This window comes from Carnobacterium maltaromaticum DSM 20342 (assembly GCF_000744945.1).
GTDB lineage: Bacteria > Bacillota > Bacilli > Lactobacillales > Carnobacteriaceae > Carnobacterium > Carnobacterium maltaromaticum.
The window spans coordinates 3,312,008-3,330,150 of record NZ_JQMX01000001.1 but is presented as its reverse complement, the minus strand read 5'-3'; the positions used below and the strand labels follow the sequence as shown (position 1 = coordinate 3,330,150).

27 protein-coding genes are annotated in these 18,143 nt (G+C 34.4%); 6 read left to right on the top strand and 21 right to left on the bottom strand.

The features are described 5' to 3' along the window. Nucleotides 1-5: 5 nt before the first annotated feature. Nucleotides 6-1,349, bottom strand: a complete 1,344-nt coding sequence (locus tag BR77_RS15520) for a PBSX family phage terminase large subunit (protein ID WP_236700893.1) — start codon at nucleotides 1,347-1,349, stop codon at nucleotides 6-8. Continuing rightward, nucleotides 1,342-1,704: a hypothetical protein gene (locus BR77_RS18405; protein ID WP_051926759.1), complete on the bottom strand. Its 363-nt coding sequence runs from the start codon at nucleotides 1,702-1,704 to the stop codon at nucleotides 1,342-1,344. The genes BR77_RS15520 and BR77_RS18405 overlap by 8 nt, the downstream gene beginning before the upstream one ends. A 148-nt stretch (nucleotides 1,705-1,852) precedes the next feature. On the opposite strand from BR77_RS18405, the gene BR77_RS18820 reads away from it, so the two are divergent. Beyond that, nucleotides 1,853-2,994, top strand: a protein-coding gene (locus BR77_RS18820; RefSeq protein WP_233463432.1) for an IS3 family transposase whose coding sequence is annotated in 2 segments (ribosomal slippage) — nucleotides 1,853-2,099 and nucleotides 2,099-2,994 — 1,143 coding nt in all. Because the reading frame shifts where the segments join, the coding sequence is not laid out codon by codon here. Nucleotides 2,995-3,035: 41 nt separating this feature from the next. Here BR77_RS18820 and BR77_RS15500 read toward each other — a convergent pair. The 5 genes from BR77_RS15500 to BR77_RS19185 all read right to left on the bottom strand — a co-directional run bounded on the left by BR77_RS15500 (nucleotide 3,036) and on the right by BR77_RS19185 (nucleotide 4,808). Beyond that, nucleotides 3,036-3,236: a hypothetical protein gene (locus tag BR77_RS15500; protein WP_035065608.1), complete on the bottom strand. Its 201-nt coding sequence runs from the start codon at nucleotides 3,234-3,236 to the stop codon at nucleotides 3,036-3,038. Next, nucleotides 3,229-3,657: a hypothetical protein gene (locus BR77_RS15495; RefSeq protein WP_035065604.1), complete on the bottom strand. Its 429-nt coding sequence runs from the start codon at nucleotides 3,655-3,657 to the stop codon at nucleotides 3,229-3,231. The genes BR77_RS15500 and BR77_RS15495 overlap by 8 nt, the downstream gene beginning before the upstream one ends. A 36-nt stretch (nucleotides 3,658-3,693) precedes the next feature. Beyond that, on the bottom strand, nucleotides 3,694-4,236 hold the full coding sequence (locus BR77_RS15490) for a methyltransferase domain-containing protein (protein ID WP_035065602.1): 543 nt from the start codon (nucleotides 4,234-4,236) through the stop codon (nucleotides 3,694-3,696). Nucleotides 4,237-4,307: 71 nt separating this feature from the next. After that, nucleotides 4,308-4,667, bottom strand: a complete 360-nt coding sequence (locus BR77_RS15485; protein WP_035065599.1) for a hypothetical protein — start codon at nucleotides 4,665-4,667, stop codon at nucleotides 4,308-4,310. Beyond that, nucleotides 4,668-4,808 carry a hypothetical protein gene (locus BR77_RS19185; RefSeq protein ID WP_015077143.1) on the bottom strand — a complete coding sequence of 47 codons (141 nt, stop codon included), beginning with the start codon at nucleotides 4,806-4,808 and terminating at the stop codon, nucleotides 4,668-4,670. It abuts the gene before it with no gap. 422 nt (nucleotides 4,809-5,230) lie between these two features. Here BR77_RS19185 and BR77_RS15475 point away from each other — a divergent pair, with 422 nt between their 5' ends. Further along, on the top strand, nucleotides 5,231-5,584 hold the full coding sequence (locus BR77_RS15475) for a hypothetical protein (RefSeq protein WP_035065595.1): 354 nt from the start codon (nucleotides 5,231-5,233) through the stop codon (nucleotides 5,582-5,584). 1 nt (nucleotide 5,585) lies between these two features. On the opposite strand, the gene BR77_RS15470 is transcribed toward BR77_RS15475, so the two are convergent. From BR77_RS15470 to BR77_RS15460, 5 genes are all read right to left on the bottom strand, one after another. Next, nucleotides 5,586-5,963 carry a hypothetical protein gene (locus tag BR77_RS15470; protein WP_035065593.1) on the bottom strand — a complete coding sequence of 126 codons (378 nt, stop codon included), beginning with the start codon at nucleotides 5,961-5,963 and terminating at the stop codon, nucleotides 5,586-5,588. A 30-nt stretch (nucleotides 5,964-5,993) separates the two neighbouring features. After that, nucleotides 5,994-6,164 carry a TFIIB-type zinc finger domain-containing protein gene (locus BR77_RS19180; RefSeq protein WP_155520253.1) on the bottom strand — a complete coding sequence of 57 codons (171 nt, stop codon included), beginning with the start codon at nucleotides 6,162-6,164 and terminating at the stop codon, nucleotides 5,994-5,996. A gap of 172 nt (nucleotides 6,165-6,336) precedes the next feature. Next, complete coding sequence (locus BR77_RS19175) at nucleotides 6,337-6,510, bottom strand: hypothetical protein (protein WP_155520254.1); 174 nt, start codon at nucleotides 6,508-6,510, stop codon at nucleotides 6,337-6,339. Between the two features lie 17 nt (nucleotides 6,511-6,527). Further along, nucleotides 6,528-6,701, bottom strand: coding sequence for a hypothetical protein (locus tag BR77_RS19170; protein WP_155520255.1), 174 nt, complete (start codon nucleotides 6,699-6,701; stop codon nucleotides 6,528-6,530). 23 nt (nucleotides 6,702-6,724) lie between these two features. Further along, entirely contained in the window at nucleotides 6,725-7,519 is a 795-nt protein-coding gene (locus BR77_RS15460; RefSeq protein WP_035065589.1) for a phage antirepressor, read from the bottom strand. A gap of 63 nt (nucleotides 7,520-7,582) precedes the next feature. Here BR77_RS15460 and BR77_RS15455 point away from each other — a divergent pair, with 63 nt between their 5' ends. Then, entirely contained in the window at nucleotides 7,583-7,981 is a 399-nt protein-coding gene (locus BR77_RS15455; protein WP_035065587.1) for a DUF2513 domain-containing protein, read from the top strand. Here the strand turns inward: BR77_RS15455 and BR77_RS15450 are convergent. The 4 genes from BR77_RS15450 to BR77_RS15440 form a co-directional block, all read right to left on the bottom strand. After that, a complete protein-coding gene (locus BR77_RS15450) occupies nucleotides 7,978-8,184 on the bottom strand; it encodes a hypothetical protein (RefSeq protein ID WP_035065584.1) in 207 nt (68 codons plus the stop codon). The genes BR77_RS15455 and BR77_RS15450 overlap by 4 nt on opposite strands. 95 nt (nucleotides 8,185-8,279) lie before the next feature. Further along, nucleotides 8,280-8,441: a hypothetical protein gene (locus BR77_RS19165; protein ID WP_155520256.1), complete on the bottom strand. Its 162-nt coding sequence runs from the start codon at nucleotides 8,439-8,441 to the stop codon at nucleotides 8,280-8,282. 3 nt (nucleotides 8,442-8,444) lie between these two features. Further along, a complete protein-coding gene (locus BR77_RS15445) occupies nucleotides 8,445-8,624 on the bottom strand; it encodes a hypothetical protein (RefSeq protein ID WP_015077155.1) in 180 nt (59 codons plus the stop codon). A 46-nt stretch (nucleotides 8,625-8,670) separates the two neighbouring features. Beyond that, a complete protein-coding gene (locus BR77_RS15440; RefSeq protein WP_035065582.1) occupies nucleotides 8,671-8,943 on the bottom strand; it encodes a DUF739 family protein in 273 nt (90 codons plus the stop codon). A 157-nt stretch (nucleotides 8,944-9,100) separates the two neighbouring features. On the opposite strand from BR77_RS15440, the gene BR77_RS15435 reads away from it, so the two are divergent. The 3 genes from BR77_RS15435 (at nucleotide 9,101) to BR77_RS15425 (ending at nucleotide 12,005) form a co-directional block, all read left to right on the top strand. After that, nucleotides 9,101-9,823, top strand: coding sequence for an XRE family transcriptional regulator (locus BR77_RS15435; protein WP_051926757.1), 723 nt, complete (start codon nucleotides 9,101-9,103; stop codon nucleotides 9,821-9,823). A gap of 93 nt (nucleotides 9,824-9,916) precedes the next feature. Continuing rightward, complete coding sequence (locus BR77_RS15430) at nucleotides 9,917-10,468, top strand: DUF5067 domain-containing protein (RefSeq protein ID WP_035065580.1); 552 nt, start codon at nucleotides 9,917-9,919, stop codon at nucleotides 10,466-10,468. Between the two features lie 109 nt (nucleotides 10,469-10,577). Continuing rightward, nucleotides 10,578-12,005, top strand: a complete 1,428-nt coding sequence (locus BR77_RS15425) for a recombinase family protein (RefSeq protein ID WP_035065578.1) — start codon at nucleotides 10,578-10,580, stop codon at nucleotides 12,003-12,005. A gap of 29 nt (nucleotides 12,006-12,034) precedes the next feature. On the opposite strand, the gene rlmD is transcribed toward BR77_RS15425, so the two are convergent. The 5 genes from rlmD to gatC form a co-directional block, all read right to left on the bottom strand. Next, nucleotides 12,035-13,417: a 23S rRNA (uracil(1939)-C(5))-methyltransferase RlmD gene (rlmD, locus tag BR77_RS15420; protein ID WP_016356574.1), complete on the bottom strand. Its 1,383-nt coding sequence runs from the start codon at nucleotides 13,415-13,417 to the stop codon at nucleotides 12,035-12,037. A gap of 262 nt (nucleotides 13,418-13,679) precedes the next feature. Further along, complete coding sequence (locus BR77_RS15415) at nucleotides 13,680-14,711, bottom strand: diacylglycerol kinase (protein ID WP_015077161.1); 1,032 nt, start codon at nucleotides 14,709-14,711, stop codon at nucleotides 13,680-13,682. Between the two features lie 36 nt (nucleotides 14,712-14,747). After that, on the bottom strand, nucleotides 14,748-16,178 hold the full coding sequence (gatB, locus tag BR77_RS15410) for an Asp-tRNA(Asn)/Glu-tRNA(Gln) amidotransferase subunit GatB (RefSeq protein ID WP_010051659.1): 1,431 nt from the start codon (nucleotides 16,176-16,178) through the stop codon (nucleotides 14,748-14,750). Nucleotides 16,179-16,192: 14 nt separating this feature from the next. Continuing rightward, a complete protein-coding gene (gene gatA, locus BR77_RS15405) occupies nucleotides 16,193-17,647 on the bottom strand; it encodes an Asp-tRNA(Asn)/Glu-tRNA(Gln) amidotransferase subunit GatA (RefSeq protein WP_015077162.1) in 1,455 nt (484 codons plus the stop codon). Beyond that, nucleotides 17,644-17,949, bottom strand: a complete 306-nt coding sequence (gene gatC / locus BR77_RS15400; protein ID WP_015077163.1) for an Asp-tRNA(Asn)/Glu-tRNA(Gln) amidotransferase subunit GatC — start codon at nucleotides 17,947-17,949, stop codon at nucleotides 17,644-17,646. The genes gatA and gatC overlap by 4 nt, the downstream gene beginning before the upstream one ends. Nucleotides 17,950-18,143: the final 194 nt, after the last annotated feature.

Here is an 18,143-nt window from a genome sequence, read left to right as displayed (position 1 = left end):
CCCTCCTACACCTTCAATTTCCACTCTCTAGCGTTATCAATACAACCATATTTAAAAGCATCAACAGAATGGTCAAACTCTTTAATTACATCTGGGTTATCGCTATTCAATGTTGTCTCTTTAAACTGGTATCGTTTGTGTTCTTCAACAAAGAGTGTTAAATCGTCGCAATTACTTAACCCAGTCTTAATAGTAGGAACTAAATAATAAAAACGCCCCTGCGCTAACAAATCATGGACGTAATCAATCATATCTATGTTCTTTTTCTTAGCAACCGGATGCCATCTTTGCCCATAATCTTTGTAGTATTGATTCCTTAATCCACCTTCAGCAGAATCAATGGTCCTTTGCCTAACTTGTGCATTTCCAACGCTTGGATGATTGGCAGTCTTTTTTACAAACTCGTATAAATCTTTAGATAAATCACTAGGAGCTTTTTTAACTGCTTTGCCTTGCGGACTGTAATAGTACATATTAAGCAATATAACCTTCCCTTTGGCTGTTAAACCAAAAGCTAGGCAAACTGTAGCAGATGTTTGATGACCTACGTCAGTGGCGTAATACAGGCTGGTTATCCTATCATCAGTTGGCAACTCTTCCAAAGCTTGGAACAAATCAATGTTGTATACGTTAGTACCTAACCCGACTGGTTCGCCTAAGTACAAATAGCGATAGTAATCGTAATCGTTTTTTTTAATTCGCTCAATATCGTCAAGCATTTGCTGTGTAACAAACCCTAATTCATCATTAAGGTAACTTGATTCATTCACTAGGTAATTACTTAGACCTTTTAACGACTCAACCCATTCATTTATCCATGAATATGGATTACGAGGTGGATTGTAACTCCAAAAGAACCTAACCATATCTGCATCTGGATGTTTTTGTCTCATGAAAGTTGTATTTGATTGGTCAAATTCTTCAGCATTTTTAAATTCAGCAGCTTCTTCATACCAAACTGATATGATATTACCTATATCGTTTGATTTAAGCTTTTGGAAATCATCTTGCCCATAAAAGAAAAATGTAGACCCAGTTTTTTTGTGCGTAACCCTAAAAGGAGATACAGTACAAGTAAACTGATCCATAATTCCGAACTTCGATAAAGCCCATTGTATTTTCAGATAAACCGAATCACGTATGTTGCTAGCCACTTTTCTTATAACGACAACATTAGCTTTTTTTCCTGTAACAAGGTAACTAATCATCATATAAACCAAAAGAAGCGCAATAACAGATGACTTAAAACTGTTACGTCCGCCTTTTAATATGTTATACGGTTTTTCAGTGGTCCATACTGGTTTAAAATGAGGATTTATTTCATTTTGTATTACTACAACCTTATTCACTCGCACCACCCCACGAATCTACAATAGTGATATTTTCAGTATCACTTGATTCTTCATCAAGCATATTTTCAATAGATTTAGTTTGAGCTTTCGCCAATTTGATTTGTTCTTTTTTGAACTCTTCATCAATACTATTGTGTTTTTGCCAACTATCACGCTTTCTGTTCTTAAGCCACAACGCAATAGCTCCTGTATCTGGCGAAACGTGCTTGGTAACTATTTTAGTTGTTGTAAAAGCCCCTGATTCTGTCAATTGCCTTGTCTCTTCCTCATATTCATAACCTATAGCTCTTTTGTACAAAGCATCCTCAACTTGGTAGTCAGCAATTTCTTTCCCTTTTTTTAGGGACTCCATTAACTCCGAAAACTCTCTTTTATAGTTGTTGAATGTTGACTCAGCCACATCTAACCTTTTGCATATTGGATATATACTAATAAAGTAGACAGTATTTTTAATGGTATACTGTTTATAAGTAGACACTAAAACGAAAGGAATGATTCAAATGTCCAATTACAAAAAATATGATGAAGAATTTAAGAAAAGCCTTGTTAATCTTTACCATGGAGGTAAAACACAAACTTCGTTGTGTAAAGACTATGGCGTTTCCTTTACAGCGTTATCCCGCTGGGTAAAACAATATTCTGAAGTTCAAATTGAAGATGGTTCTATCCTTACTGCTAAACAGATTAAAGACTTACAGAAGAAAAATGCTTTATTAGAAGAGGAAAACCTCATCTTAAAAAAAGCGATTGCCATCTTCACGCCACACTCAAACAACGATTAGATGCGGTTCATTTATTACGTTTTGATCATTCTATTGTGCGCCTTTGTAGAGTCTTAAACGTAAATAGAAGTACCTATTATAAACACTTTGACCCAACTCCTGCTCCTAGAACTGTTGAAAATCAACAGCTTCGACAAACCATTTTTTCTATCTATATGGATTCTAAAAAACGATTAGGTGCTGCGAAAATAAAAGTTGTTCTTGAGCGTGATTTTGGAATTTTCATTAGTGTTGGGCGAGTGTACCGATTAATGAAATCAATGGATTTGCCAAAAATGTCTACAGCTAAGCCGAAATTTTTATATGCGAAACCAAAGGTTTCTTTAGCTTACTCAAATCACTTAAACCAACAATTCAATCCGACTGAACCGAATCGAGTTTGGACGAGCGATATTTCTTACATTCCTGTTAATAAAGGGTTTGTTTATCTCTGTGTCATTTTAGATTTATTTTCCAGGAAAATTATAGGATGGCGCGTTCGTCCAACTATGGAAGCTTCTTTAGTCCTTGAGACACTTGAAACAGCTGTGAATCAAAGAAATCCCAAAGAGCCTGTTCTATTCCATACAGATCGTGGAAGCCAATACTGTGCGACTAGTGTTCGTCAATTTTTAGACACACATAACCTCGTTCCATCTTATTCCAAAGCAGCTTACCCATGGGATAATGCCGTAAACGAGTCTTTTTTTAAATATATGAAAAAAGAAGAACTGAACCGCAGAACATTTAGAACAATCCAAGAAGTTGAACAATCTTCATTTGAATATATAGAGGGTTTTTACAATTCAAAACGCCCCCATTCAGCAAACAATATGATGACCCCGAATGAAAAAGAAAAAATCTATTTTGGGTCTATCTAAATTGTATCTATTTTTGTGTCTACTTTATTGACATCTGTCCATCACTCATTTAAACCCACTCCATTCACTCTATATTCTGTAAACTCCCAATATTTATCGCTCATTTCCATTTCAATTACATAGGCGCCAAACTCTCTCGGCAACACGTAATCTATGCCTGCTTGAGTTGTAATAATGAAAATCGATTCACAACCTGTCAGCTCATTTCCTAGCCAGTCTGTTAAGGTATATTCATCATTCATCGGCTTGCTCCGCTTTCACTTTTTCAAAAAATGTTGTATCAAAAGGAATGTCATCAATTTGTTTTTGAGTAAATCGAGATTGTTTTCCGCCAGCATCTCTACCACGAACAAAAGAATACTTTCCAAGCCACTGATTCAAAGTATGCTCTCCATCAAAACAACCAGGAGTAGTTAAATAAAACCTTTCCTCTTTAGGTAGTTCGATTGACCATAAATCATTGATATCTTTTGCAGATATAATAGCTTGCACAGGTATATGTTGTTTTTTTGCTAATCCAAAATAATTTAAAGTTGATTTTTTAACATTGTAATTATCGCCTTGCGGGTTGAAAACACAAGCACCTATTGGCAATTCCTTATTCTCCAACATTGCAATAATCTCGCTAAATTTATATTGTTTGCTTTCATCAATTTTAGTCATTTTTAATTTGCTCCATTCTTTTTAGAATTTATTTAATTAAAGAATTTCTTTCTTATTAATTTCCTTAAAAATTATTTTTTCAGGCAACATTTTTGATGTAATATAAACACTAGAAAAAGGAGGATTCAAAGCCGTTTTACCTGATTCATAGTCTTTCATATAAGCAACTCGTCTATTCATATACATAATTTCAAATTCATTATCTCGAAACATCTCAAACCGTTTTTGGCTTTCAAAAATACCTACCACACCCAACAACATTGCAAAAGGCTTTTCTGTTTCAAATAGCGCTTGTAAAACCTCTGTTTTCAAGCTATAAGGAGGATTGCTGATGATATAATCACACCAATCTGCAATTTCAGAATTACTGATTTCAAAGAAATCTTCTCCATTTTCAATGTGGGTACAAATAACTTCACAGCCTTTTTCTTCTAGCATTTTTACAAATAAACTTTCTTTTTTATCAAAAGGACACCAAATTTTAGAACCTTGTTTCACATATTCTAAAATAGGTTTCACTGCATATTTGGGTGTAAAAAATTCGTCGTTTCCACTTCCTGCGATTTTATCCATCTTCATTTTTAATTTGCTCCATTCTGTGATATACTTTTGTTAGATGTTTTTTTCAAGTCGCTGATTTAGGTTGCCGCCTAGTCAGCTTTTTTGTATTTAACGCCGTTGATTTCGATTGTGTCGTCTGATCGAGAACTTTTATTGAAAAACTCATACTCTTCTTCTTTACTAAATAGACTGAAATATCTAATTCCTTCAAATTTAAACTCATATTTTGAATACGGGCCGTTAGCTTCTTGATACGTTGGAGTTTCTCCGCAAAATTCAGAATATTTAATTAAATCCTCAGATTTCACGTGCATTTCACGCCTAATACCTAAACAAGTTTTATCAAGTTCATCTAAAATACGTTGATAGGTCTTAATCCGGTTAAAGAATACCTTTCCTTCTTTACTCATACCTTTGCGACTTATCTTTTTTTCGATTCGTTTATTCATTTAAATCTCTCCTTTTTTGTAGCTCCAACCCAAACCATCGGTTTTAGCTTGCTTTGCTATTTCATCAATAGTTAAATTTCCATATTCTAGGCTTAGATAAGCTAGGATATTTTGCAGTTGTTGAGGTGTTAAAATATTCATTTCTTACACTCCCACAAAAACTCAACTTGATTATCAGATACATAGTTTGCTCTGTAGCCTTTCTGTTTCATATAAGCCACATCTTTCCGAACGTCCTTGTAGCAGTCATAAGAATGTACGATAGGACGATTACGGTAAGCAATTGATAGTATCAGTAATATGAAAAGGACAAATGCTACCATACATATGAGTACAAACTGGTTAAACTCCATTTCTGTTTTCCTCCCACCATATTTGTTTTCTGACTTTCTCGATCTCTCGCATATTCGCCCAGAGGGCTTTTAAATTCTTGCTGATTAGCAAGTAATCTGTGGTTAATTCTAGTTGTTTGAGTTGCCATTTTAAGTTGTTCATCGCTTACCTTCTTTCTGTATGCCTTTTAATAATCACCTGTTATAATTAAATTGAAAGGTGGTGATTGTATGATTAAGACTAAACCCGAAGCTTTAAAGGAGTTAAAATCTCTCTGTTCATTAATTCAATCGAACTTAGAAACGCTAGTAGAAAGCACTAGCTTGGATATCCCAAGCTCACCTAACATAAAGAAAAAAGAATTAGCGTCTATTTCTAGCTTATTAGATAGTTATCATGATGCTTGCAAAATTATTTTAACTACTTGGGAAACGAACAGAGTCAACGAAATTGATTCGTACCTTTTTAAAGCTAATTTTTTCTGGCTTTCTTACCAAAAATATTACGAAAACACGACTCAAGATAAATTGAATAGACTAGAAGACCTTTTCGATGCTCTTAAAATTCATTACAAAAAGATCTAAACTACTCTTCTTCAAAAGTCATGTAACCTATTAAGAGGACCACTGCCATATCGAAATTATGTTTCCTCAAATCACCATCAGCGTTACCTAGCTCTTTACTATTGCTTCGGAAACTTGCAGAGACTTCTTTGTAATAATCTCTAGCCTCTTTTTCCGTTTTAAATTGAGATAAGATGCCGTTTAAATAATCTTGCGTTAGTTCGTGTAAACTGCTTGCAAATTTCAAAAGTGGAAGCAATATTTCATCGGGCGTAAACTCTAATTTATTCCCACAGTTTTCACAATAATTTGCATCCGTATCATGATTTGTTTTTTTACATTTAGTACATTTGATAGTTACTTCTTCAGGAGTACTATCTTTTTTTGATTGATCATTCATCGCTTGTTCCTCCAATTCCATAATTTATAATCACATATCAGATAATTCACTTTGAATTTGAGCACAATTAGTACAAATATATTTACCATCTTCAAGTTTTAATATGCCTACCTCGTTACAATTGACGCATGGTGGGCGTTTTACTTTTTTTAAATAAAGTTCGATTAGCCACAACGGAATAATTCTATTTACAAATTTCATCGCTTGTCCCTCCAGTTCCTTCTATTTAGATACTTCTTAACACGAAACTCTCGCTCTTCCTTGTAGATGTTGATCAAACTAATTACGCAGTAGATTAAGCTAGCCAAGCTTAGTAGAAATAAGAATATGAGAATCTCTGGATGTTGTAATACTGTGAACACTACTCTTTGAGTCATGATGACCGTACCTCTTTTTTAGCTATGCGTACCTTGCAACCATTTACGACACTTAGAATCATTAATGCAATCTCATCAGGAACATGAACGTCTTTCATTGAATGAGTCCTTGTTCCGTCTTTTAATATGTTAATGACTTCCATTTTAGGAACTTCTTTTTTTGCTGGCATAACTTTACCCCCCTATGCTAATTCGAATCGGAAGAGCCTGCTTCTTTAAACATGGCAGGTTCTTCTTTTGTATGCTCTAAAACCTTGTATCCGTCGATGTAAATAATGCTATCAGTTAAAAAATCAATACTTGCGATTAACTCATTTTTTTCTGTTACGACTGAAAATCCTGTGATTTCTTGTTTTTTCATTTTGTTTCCTCCTCATATTTGTATTACGCTAGTTGTAGTTGTTCAATATCCATTAACGGATATACATTTATTTCTTTCAATGACTCGTAAATGAATAATCTGCCTTTTTGGGTCCACTTCGTGTTCATCACAACTTTTTCTTTTCCATCTGCTTTTGGAACTCGAGTAGTATGTGATTTGGTGTAGCCTTCACGTTGATGTCTTGTATATAAAATCCATTGACCGCCAACTTTGTGCTGTATTTTCAATTCATTTAATCGCTTGTTCATCGCAACTGCTGATAGACCGTAATCCGCTGCTATCTGAGTGATCGTTACAGTATCAGTTGATTCTAAAATGCTATCTAAATAGCTAATCTTAGGCTCATACTCTGCTACTCTCTGTTCAGCTACAAGCCGCAAGGTGCGTTCTTCTTTTAACTTGGTTGCAACTTCTATTAATAAATCAGGGTTGTCTAGCAGCTCGTCTGTGGCATACATTCCGTTTTTTCTAATAGATGGCAATACCTCAACCGCTAGCCAGTCTTGGAATTTTTCAGCGACTTCGTTGTTCGCTTTGAAAGCTAATTTATATACCATTGGTTCGCTGATGAAATCATTTTTCCCAACTTCTTGGGAAATCACTGTCCCCACTTGTGGGGATGACAAGTTTAAATATTTATTTACTCTTTCCCATCGAACTACTTCATTTCCGCTTTTTGCAATTTGGGTAATACCCAAACTTCTTGCTACACTTTCTACATTAAATAAAGATTCGCCATTTTCTGATTTTACTTCTAATTGGAATAACTCATTGTTGAATTTCTGTAAGTTTGACATTTTAACACTCCTTTATCTTTTTTAGTTAAATCTGTTATAATTAATTTGAAACGAGGTGATAAAATGAAATTAAACCATGAATGCGTTAGAGAAATGTTGCTTTCAATTGAAGAAATACCATACCAACAAGCGAGATTAGGTTTAGCTTTTTATGAAATAATTAAATCTTCTAGGTTGTCTATTTTTTCTCAAGAAGACCTTGAATATACAATAATTCAACTTGTGGATGCATCCTATATAGATGGAGTCATTACTTTTGATCACGCTCAAAACATAATGGATGACTTAAAACACATGACTTGGGAAGGTCATAAATTCCTTGATACAATTAGAGATAACAAAGTTTGGACTGATACTAAAAAAGTAACCTCAAAATTTTCAAGTGTTTCTATTACTATGGTTGAAACCGTTGCTTCAAATGTTCTGACAAACATAATTTCTAAGCAAATGGGACTTTCTTAATTTATTTTTTTAAATTGCTTTATCCAAAAATAAAACACTGTTATCCAGAAAATGAATATTATACCTAGCACTGCAGCTAATAGCAGTGCTAGTTTCACCTGCCAAATTAGATATACTGCTAACGCTATTAAAAGCAATACAATCGATGCTGTAATCCAAAACATCAATACAGTTCCTTCTTGAATTTTCTTTTTGCTCGGCATCTCTTTCCTCCTTTATGCTGAATGAAAACAACTTGTCCGAAATGCAACAAAACTTTTGATGTAACCTTTTGGTCTTGATTCGATTAACGCTGTAATCAAGTCGGTTTATAACACTCTTCAAGATTTACCTGAGGAGAAATAACAAAAGAGACATTAACTTCGTACTTTTCAGAAAGGGCTTCTATCTCAAGTAGAAGCTCTTTTGCTTGTTCTACGTTTTCTAAAGTTGCTGATACTGTGATTGTTTGTTTTTCCATCGTTTACACCTCCTTCACTGTCACGTTGTTAATCCCGTGTTTGATAAACGCTTCTGCTATTTCTCCGATGGTCATATTCGTTTCATCTTTAAGTTGTTTTAATTGCTCGTGTATTTCCGAGCTGACGAAAATTGGTTTTGTTTCTGCTTTAAGCTCTCGTTTAGTTAAAATTAACTCGCTCATTTTATTTCCTCCTTAAACTAATTGTAATCGTTCTTTTAATTACCTCCTAGGATGGTTGTTTACTACGCGATTCTGATTTTTCGGTTTTCCGAACTTCTAATGAAAAAAAATAAGTTTTGAAATCATTATCTGTAATTTGTAGCGCTTTTTGAATTCCTAACATTTCTTTTGGTGAAAACATGACTTTGCTGTTTAATTTTCCGCTTAGGGATGTTGCTGATAAATTTATCGCTTTTGCCAAATCATCTTGTGTAACTTTCTTTTCTCTCATCAAGCCTCTTAGCTTGTCATAATTGAATCTAATTTCTGTCGGTTTCATACTAATCACATCCTTTCGGTTTTCCGAACTAACACAATCTTACATCACCGATATTTAATTGTCAACATAAAAGTTCGTGTTTCCGAATATATTTATTAATTTTTCTTGAAACGCTTTGAATAATAGTATATAATCCTATTAAAGGAGGTTCGGAAAAATGAATGATATTTCTTCTAGAATTAAATATGCCTTAAAGTATAGAAACGTAAAAGCAAAAGAATTATCTGAAATGACTGGCATTTCTCGGTCCTCTATCAGCGAATGGCTATCTGGTAAATACGAGCCTAAACAAGATAAAATTTTCATTATTGCTAATGCATTAAACGTAGACGAAGCATGGTTACTTGGTTTAGATGTCCCTATAGAAAGGAAATCAACTATTACTTCTATATATAACGAATTAGAACCGCCTAGACAAAAAGTCGTTTATAAATTCGCTGAAAGACAACTTCAAGAACAAAACAAAAAACCTAAAGTTGTTCATCTTCCTATTATAGAAGATGACGAAGAAATCGAGATACTTAGTGGTCATGAATCAGCGGCAGGATTTGCGATACTCGGTGATGATTCTAACATGACTAGTACAGTCATGAAAGCTTCTAAAGTGCCTAACGGAGCAGACGAGGTAGTAGTAATCAAAGGTAATTCTATGGAACCACTGATTATGGACGGAGAGCAAGTCTTTATTAGACATCAACCTTCAGTTGAAAACGGAGAAATAGCAATTGTTGCGATTTTAGATGATGGTATAACTTGTAAAAAAGTGTACTATGATGATGCAGAAGGAACTGTTACACTAGAGTCTGTTAATGATGATTATGAGGATATGGTGTTTCCTGTTGAGGATATACGAATTATCGGTAAAGTTTTAGGTAAATAAAAATACCCTAGTAAGTGCTGATACACTTCTAGGGTTTCATACTCACATATTAGGATATGGTATAAAAATATTATAACACAAAGGAGATTTAAAATGAAAAAAATTATTAGTTTAGGTTTTATTAGCTTGTGTGTTGTTGCGTTATCAGCTTGTGGTGCACCAGAGGAAAAAAGCGAAAAAGCTTCTGACCAAAAAAGTTCTCAGGTTCAAAAAGAAAGTATTTCAGAAAAGAAAAAAACAGATGACGTCACTTATTCTGATAAAACTATCGAAAATAAAGATGGAAAAGTTAAAATCACTAGCATTGAAAAAGGAGTAGACTATAATGATAAACCTGCTATGATTGTTCATTTTGAGTTAACTAACAAAAAATCAGAACCCGAAAATGTGCAAATAGCTTATATGAGTTATATTAAGGCTGAACAAAATACAGGCGATACAACAGAAGATCTACAATATGCAATAATGACTGAAAATCCTTATCAAGATAAAACTGACATGTTGCAAAAAGACATCAATCCAAACGCTACTATCGAGGGCGTTTATATGTATGAGTTAGCAGACGAAACTAAACCAGTTACTCTTAAATTTTTAGATGGAATGTTTGGTAAAGAAGTAGCCACTGAAGAAATAACAGTTCAATAAAAAAGAACATCCTACTCAACTTGGCGGCTGAAGGATGTTCGGTAAAAAATCACCTTACAATAAGGCTTCTTTTCTATGCCTATTGTACCATAAAATAGGAGTGGTTAAAATGGAAATCAACAAATTAAAAGCGGCCTTATATGTTCGAGTATCAACAACTGAACAAGCTAATGAAGGCTACTCAATCCAAGCTCAAACAGAGCGTTTAATAAACTATGCTAAGGCCAAAGATTATTTCATAATCAAAACTTATACTGATCCAGGTTTCTCAGGTGCTAAACTAGATAGACCTGCCTTGCAAGAAATGATGAAAGATATAGAAAACAATCAAATTGACATCGTTTTAGTTTATAAATTAGATAGGCTTTCTAGGTCTCAAAAAAATACTCTATTCTTAATAGAAGATGTCTTTTTGAGAAACAATGTAGATTTCGTTTCTATGCAAGAATCTTTTGATACTACCAGCGCATTTGGTCGAGCAATGATAGGCATACTATCTGTATTCGCTCAGTTGGAACGAGACACTATAACGGAGCGTATGGGCATGGGGAGGACTGAACGAGCTAAAGAAGGTTACTTTCATGGAGGCGGCTCTGCTAGAATACCTGTAGGGTATGACTATATAGATGGACTGCTACAAGTAAATGAATATGAAGCGGAAATTGTTCGTTCTATATTTGAATTGTATAACTCTGGAAAAGGCGTGAATTCTATTTCTAACGAAATAAGAGATAAGTTTCCAAGCAAACGAAAGTTTGGGGTATCTCTCATAAGGTCTATTCTAACGAATAATCTTTATGTAGGATTAATTAAATTTAACGATGGAGTCTATGAAGGTAAACACGAACCTATTATATCTAAAGATATTTTTGATAAGGCTCAGAACGAATTTAAACGGCGTACAACTGGTAAGTTAAAATTGTTCACATCTAAGTATTTGCTAACTGGCATAACTTATTGCGGACATTGTGGCGCACGAGTAAAAGGGACGGGGTCGTCTAAACTAAAAGATGGCACTAGATTATCTTATTATAGCTGCTATTCAAGAGCTGGATCACCTTCACACATGGTTAAGGACCTGAATTGCCCTTCTAAAATTAATAGAACCGAAATATTAGATGAATACGTTATTTCTCAAATGAAAGAAATAACTAAAACAGATATTAGTATAGAGATTGATAGTGAATTCACTGATGATAGCGACACTGACAATACAGTTATACAAAACGAAATCAAGTCAATTGAAGATCGAATTAACAAGCTCCTAGAACTATATCAATTCGGCAATGTTCCTCTAGACGTATTGAATAGTAAGATTAATTCTTTAAACAGTGAAAAATCAAAATTAAACGAGATAATAAACGAAAGCGCAACAGAAATAATAGACGATACCATAGACAAAGTAGAAATATTTAATAACTTAAAAAAAGTAGATTGGAATACAATTACTCATGAAGAAACTAAGACTATCATTTCGAAATCAATTGAGAAAATTACAATTTTTAACGAAAAAATAGAGATAGAATGGAAGTTTTAACCACTCTATCTCCTTTATTTACAACGTTTTTAAGCTTCTATTCTTGTTAACAAACTACAAGATTCCACATGGCTTGTTTGAGGGAATAAATCAACTGGTTGAACTTTCTCAACTTTATACCCACCATCAGCTAGTAAAGCTAAATCTCTTGCCAATGTTGCTGGATTACAACTTACATAAATTATTTTATTAGGTTTCATTGTAAGTGCTGCTTCAATAAAGCTACCTTCCAACCCTTTACGAGGAGGATCCACAACTAACAAATCAACTGCTAATTCTTTCTCAGCCCACTCAACCATTACCTCTTCAGCTAAACCAGCTTCAAAAGTTACATTTTCAATGCCATTTAGTTTTGCGTTGTTTTTAGCATTCTCAACAGCTGCTTCAACTACTTCAATACCATAAACTTCTTTCGCTTCTTTAGCTAATGAAAGAGAAATTGTTCCAATTCCACAATACGCATCAATAACTGTTTCTTTTCCAGTTAGCTCAGCATATTCTAAAACTGTTTGATATAATTTTTCTGTTTGAGTTGGATTTACTTGGTAAAAAGCAGATGCTGAAATTTGGAAAGTATTGCCTAATAGCGTATCAGTAAAATAATCTTGACCCCATAAAACAATATTTTCAGGTCCTAATATTTTATTTGTACGACTTGGATTTACATTTTGAATGATACTAACCACTTCTGGTAATGCCTCTGTAATAGCAGGTAAAATTTTACTTGTTGGAAATAGTTTATTTGTTCTAGTAACTAAAACAATCATGATTTCGCCTGTATGATAACCACGGCGCACAACAATATGGCGTAAATTCCCAGTATTTTCTGCTTCGTTATAAGGTTTCACATTAAATTCGCGCATAATATCGCGTACAATCACAACAGCTTGATCAATTTTTGGATCTTGAATGACAAAATCTTCCATTGCAATTAAATCATGACTATTTTTACGGAAAAAGCCAGTTGTTAGTTTATCATTTTGTTTACGAACTGGGATTTGAGCTTTATTACGATAACCCCAAGGTTCTGCCATTCCGATTGTTTCAAAAACAGGAACTTCTGGCATTTTAGCAATTCGTTCCATAACATTTCGTAATTGTTGGCGTTTAAAAACTAATTGAGAGGCATAAGTCATATGTTGTAGAGGCGTAATTCCCACTCTAGTATAATTTTCATCTTTAATTTCTACTCGACTTTGGCTTGAAGTCAAACGTTTCATCATTTTTCCGTAACCAAAAGATTTACCTGTTTTATGGATTTTAATTTCCATTTGTTCCCCAGGTAAAGCATTTTCGATAAAAATTGGGTAACCTTCTATTTTAGCAACCCCCATACCTTCATGAGTTAAATCCTCAACCTTAACTGTATGTTTTTCATTTTTTTTAACGGGTATAATTCTTTCTTCTTTCATTAAAAAGCTCCTTTCGCTTGACAATGTCTATTCAACAGTAATAAGCAGTGTTTTATGTCCTACAATTTTCAAGGTTCTAACTTTATTTAAATAGGATGTATGTTTTTATTTTAAGGACAATCACAAAATTGAATCACAAGTAACAAAAGACTAAGTTCCGCTAATCCTCGTCACTTTTCCATTCAAAAAGTTTGCTGTCCTTTTAGAGTATCTCACAAAAGGACAGCAAACTCAAAATAATTTGTCGTTTAATTCGTAATTTCTACTTTTTATCAGGTTTTGAAATAACTCCATCCCCGTCAATATCTTCATTCGTTAAGTGTTCCATTTCTTTAATGAAGGCTTCTTCAGCGGCTTCTATCTCTTCTTCACCAATAACAGCATCATCAGGAATAGCATCTAAATCACCAAACATTTCAATATGTTGATGTAAATTTGTAAAAGTCATCGGTGCATCTCCACCATATTCACCATCTAAATTAATCATCATTCTTGATCCATCCATTGGCTCAGCTTTTACTTTACTCGATTTTACATAGAGAAGTTTTGGATGATCAATATGTTTTCCACCATTTAACATTAAAGCCACAAGATGTAGAATTTCCACAACATTAGAAGTTTTAATGATCATTAGCGAAAATAAACCGTCATCTAAATGGGCGTCTGGTGCAATTTGCTCAAAACCGCCAACTGAATTTGTTAATCCTAATAAGAACATCGAAGCTTTTCCTTCATAGACACCTTCATCATATTCAATCCGCATTGGAATCGGTTTGACTCTCGGTAGCATTTCAGCCCCTTTGACTAAATAAGCTAAATAGCCAAAAATCGATTTTAATTGAGATGGAACATCATAAGTTAATTCAGTTAAATTCCCACCGCCAGCAATATTTATAAAATAAGTTTCATTGGCTTTACCGATATCCATTTTAATGGTTTGGCGCTTCTGAATAACTTTTGCTGCAGCAACAACATCATTTCGTGGAACATGAAGTGCTCTTGCATAATCATTAGTTGTTCCAGCAGGAATAATGGCCATTTTCGGACGATTTTCTAAATGCGCAATGCCGTTAACAACTTCATTAATCGTTCCATCCCCACCAGCTGCTACTATTAATTCAAAACCATCTAAAGCAGCTCGTTCGGCTTCTTTCTTGGCTGAATTTGGTTCTGCAGTTGTAGCGAATGCGCTGGTTTCATAACCCTCTGCTTCAAGAATCTCTAAAATGTCGACTAAACTTTTTTTAAGAACTTCTCTTCCTGAAGTTGGATTATATATGACTCTTGCTCTCATAAATATCCTCCTTTGGAAATATCTATTTCCAATTAATTACCGTTTTGCCAATTCTTGGTTCAATAATTGATTTACTACACCAGGATTTGCTTGTCCTTTAGTAGCTTTCATAATTTGACCAACTAAGAAACCGACTGCGCGATCTTTTCCGTTTTTGAAATCTTCAATCGATTGTGCATTATTATCTAAAACCTCATTAATCATTGGTAATAGTTGCGCTGGGTCAGATAATTGAACTAAACCTTTAGCTTCAACCACTTTCTTCGCATCTCCACCGTTTAAAATTAATTCACGGAAAACTTTTTTCGCAATTTTAGAACTAATCGTCCCATCTTCAATTAAGGTAATCATACCAGCTAAGTTTTCAGGAGTTAATTTTGTTTCAGCTAATTCAAGTTTTTCACTGTTTAAATAAGCAGATACTTCACCCATTAACCAGTTTGATGCTTGTTTTGCATCAGCTTTTTTGTTTAGCATTTCTTCAAAGAAATCAGACATTTCTTTTGTTTGCGTCAGAACCATCGCATCATACTCTGGTAAACCTAGCTCATTTACATAACGTAAACGACGAGCTTTAGGCATCTCTGGAATGCTTTGACGAACCCGTTCCACCCACGCATCATCAATTTCTAAATTGGGAATGTCAGGTTCTGGGAAATAACGATAATCACTTGAACCTTCTTTAACACGCATTAAAATAGTTTCGCCGGTTACTTCATCATAACGACGTGTTTCTTGTTGAATTACACCACCGGATAATAATACTTTTGCTTGACGAATTTCTTCATGAGCTAACCCACGACGAACAAAGTTAAATGAGTTTAAGTTTTTAAGCTCCGCTTTTGTCCCAAATTCTTCTTGACCAATTGGACGTAAAGAAATATTGGCATCACAACGCATTGAGCCTTCTTCCATTTTCACATCACTAACACCTGTAAATTGAATAATTTGTTTAACTGCTTCTAAATAAGCATAAGCCTCTTCTGGTGAACGCATATCTGCTTCTGAAACAATTTCAATTAATGGCGTACCTTGACGATTTAAATCAACATAAGAATACCCATCTGAACCATGGTTATTTTTACCAGCATCCTCTTCCAAGTGTACACGTTCAATTCTGATTTTCTTCGTTACACCCTCAACTTCAATTTCAATCCAACCATCATGTCCAATTGGTTGATCAAATTGTGAGATTTGGTATGCTTTGGGATTATCTGGATAAAAGTAATTTTTACGGTCAAATTTAGTATGTTGTGAAATTGTACAATTCAAAGCTAAGGCTGCACGCATTCCAAAATCAATTGCTCTTTGGTTAACAACTGGTAATACACCAGGGTAACCCCAGTCAACAACGTTCGTATTTGTATTCGGTTCTGCACCAAAATGAGCTGGAGCAGACGAGAACATTTTAGAGTCGGTTTTTAATTCTACATGGACTTCAAGTCCGATTACTGTTTCAAAATTCATCTAGCTTTCTCCTCCTACAAGTTTGGTTTTTTTTGATGAAAATCAGTTGCTTGCTCGAAAGCATAAGCCGCTTTATAGATAGTTTCCTCGTCGAAATGTTTTCCAATTAATTGTAACCCGATTGGCATGCCATTTTCTGCAAAACCACATGGAATTGAAATCGCAGGAACCCCCGCTAAGTTAACAGGAACCGTTAAAATATCGTTCATGTACATAGTCAATGGATCATCCATATTTTCACCTAGATTAAAGGCCGTTGTTGGAGTAGTTGGTCCTAAAATTAAATCATAGTCCGCAAAAACATTTGCAAAATCTTGCTTAATTAATGTACGAACTTGACCCGCTTTTTTGAAATAGGCATCATAATAACCTGAGCTTAATGAGAATGTTCCTAACATGATACGACGTTTTACTTCCATACCAAAACCTTCTGAACGACTCATAACATATAGCTCTTCTAACGATTCAGCTTCTGGAGAACGATAACCATAACGAACACCGTCAAAGCGTTGCAAATTAGATGACGCTTCACTTGAGGCGATAATATAGTAAACGGCAATCCCATATTTTGAATGAGGTAAACTAACTTCTTCAACTGTTGCACCTAATTCTTTATAAGTGTCAATCGCAGCTAAAACAGATTTTTTAATCTCTTCATCAATACCCTCTTGTAAGTATTCTTTTGGTACACCAATCTTCATACCTTTAATATCTCCAGTTAGATTAGCTGTAAAATCTGAAACGCTTGTACCAGAACTCATTGAATCATTTGCATCATAGCCACTAATTGCGTTTAAAACATAGGCATTATCTTTAACTGTACGTGTAAATGGTCCGATTTGATCTAAACTTGAAGCAAAAGCAATTAAACCAAAGCGTGACACGCGGCCATAAGTTGGCTTCATCCCAACAACACCTGTAAAAGCCGCTGGTTGACGAATACTTCCACCAGTATCACTACCTAAGCTAATTAAAAGTTGTCCAGCTGCTACTGCAGCTGCAGATCCACCTGATGAACCTCCTGGAACTTTAGTTAAATCCCACGGGTTTTTTGTTTGTTTAAAGTACGAGGTTTCTGTGCTTCCGCCCATAGCAAATTCATCCATGTTTAATTTACCAACAGGAATTAAGTCCGCTTCGTAAACTTTATTCATGACTGTTGCATCATAAATTGGCATAAAATCTTCTAGCATTTTGCTGGCTGCTGTTGTGCGTAAATCTTTCGTCACAATATTATCTTTAATACCAATTGGTAAACCAGCTAGAACATTTGATTCAGTAATGCCTTTAGCATCCATATTTTTAGCTAACTGTAAGGCTACCTCTTCATTTAATGTAATAAATGATCCGACTTTATCTTCTGTTTCATGAATACGTGAAAAAGTTTCTCTCATGATATCTTCTGCAGTAATTTCTTTTGATACAAGTAAATTGTGTAACTCAATTAGTTCTTTATCTAATAAACTCATGCTCCAGCCTCCCCATTATCCATGATTGCAGGCACTTCAATTAGGCCGTCTTTTTCAGCTTTAACGTTTTTAAATAATTCTGAGCGCTCTGTTCCAGGTACAGCAACATCTTTGCGCATTGCATTTACGATTTCTAAACCATGAGTAGTTACAGGAACTCCTGTTGTATCAACTTGTTCTAATTGTTCAACCATTCCAATAATTTCATCCATTTGTTCTGTAAAATGTGCAATCTCACTATCTTTAAAAGCTAGTTTAGATAGCTTTGCAACGTGCTTCACTTCATTTTCATTAATTGCCACTATATCTCAACCCTCTTTCTTTTGATTTTTCAATCATAAAAACTCAACTCCTATTTTAGCATAAACCTGATGTACTAACTATCTAAATCTTAAGTTTTTAGTGCTATTTCAACGAAAACAACTTACTTTTGAAAATAAGTTCCTTCTCTTTATTTCTTTTATCTGATTAAATACAAGAAAATGCCGAGAAAGTT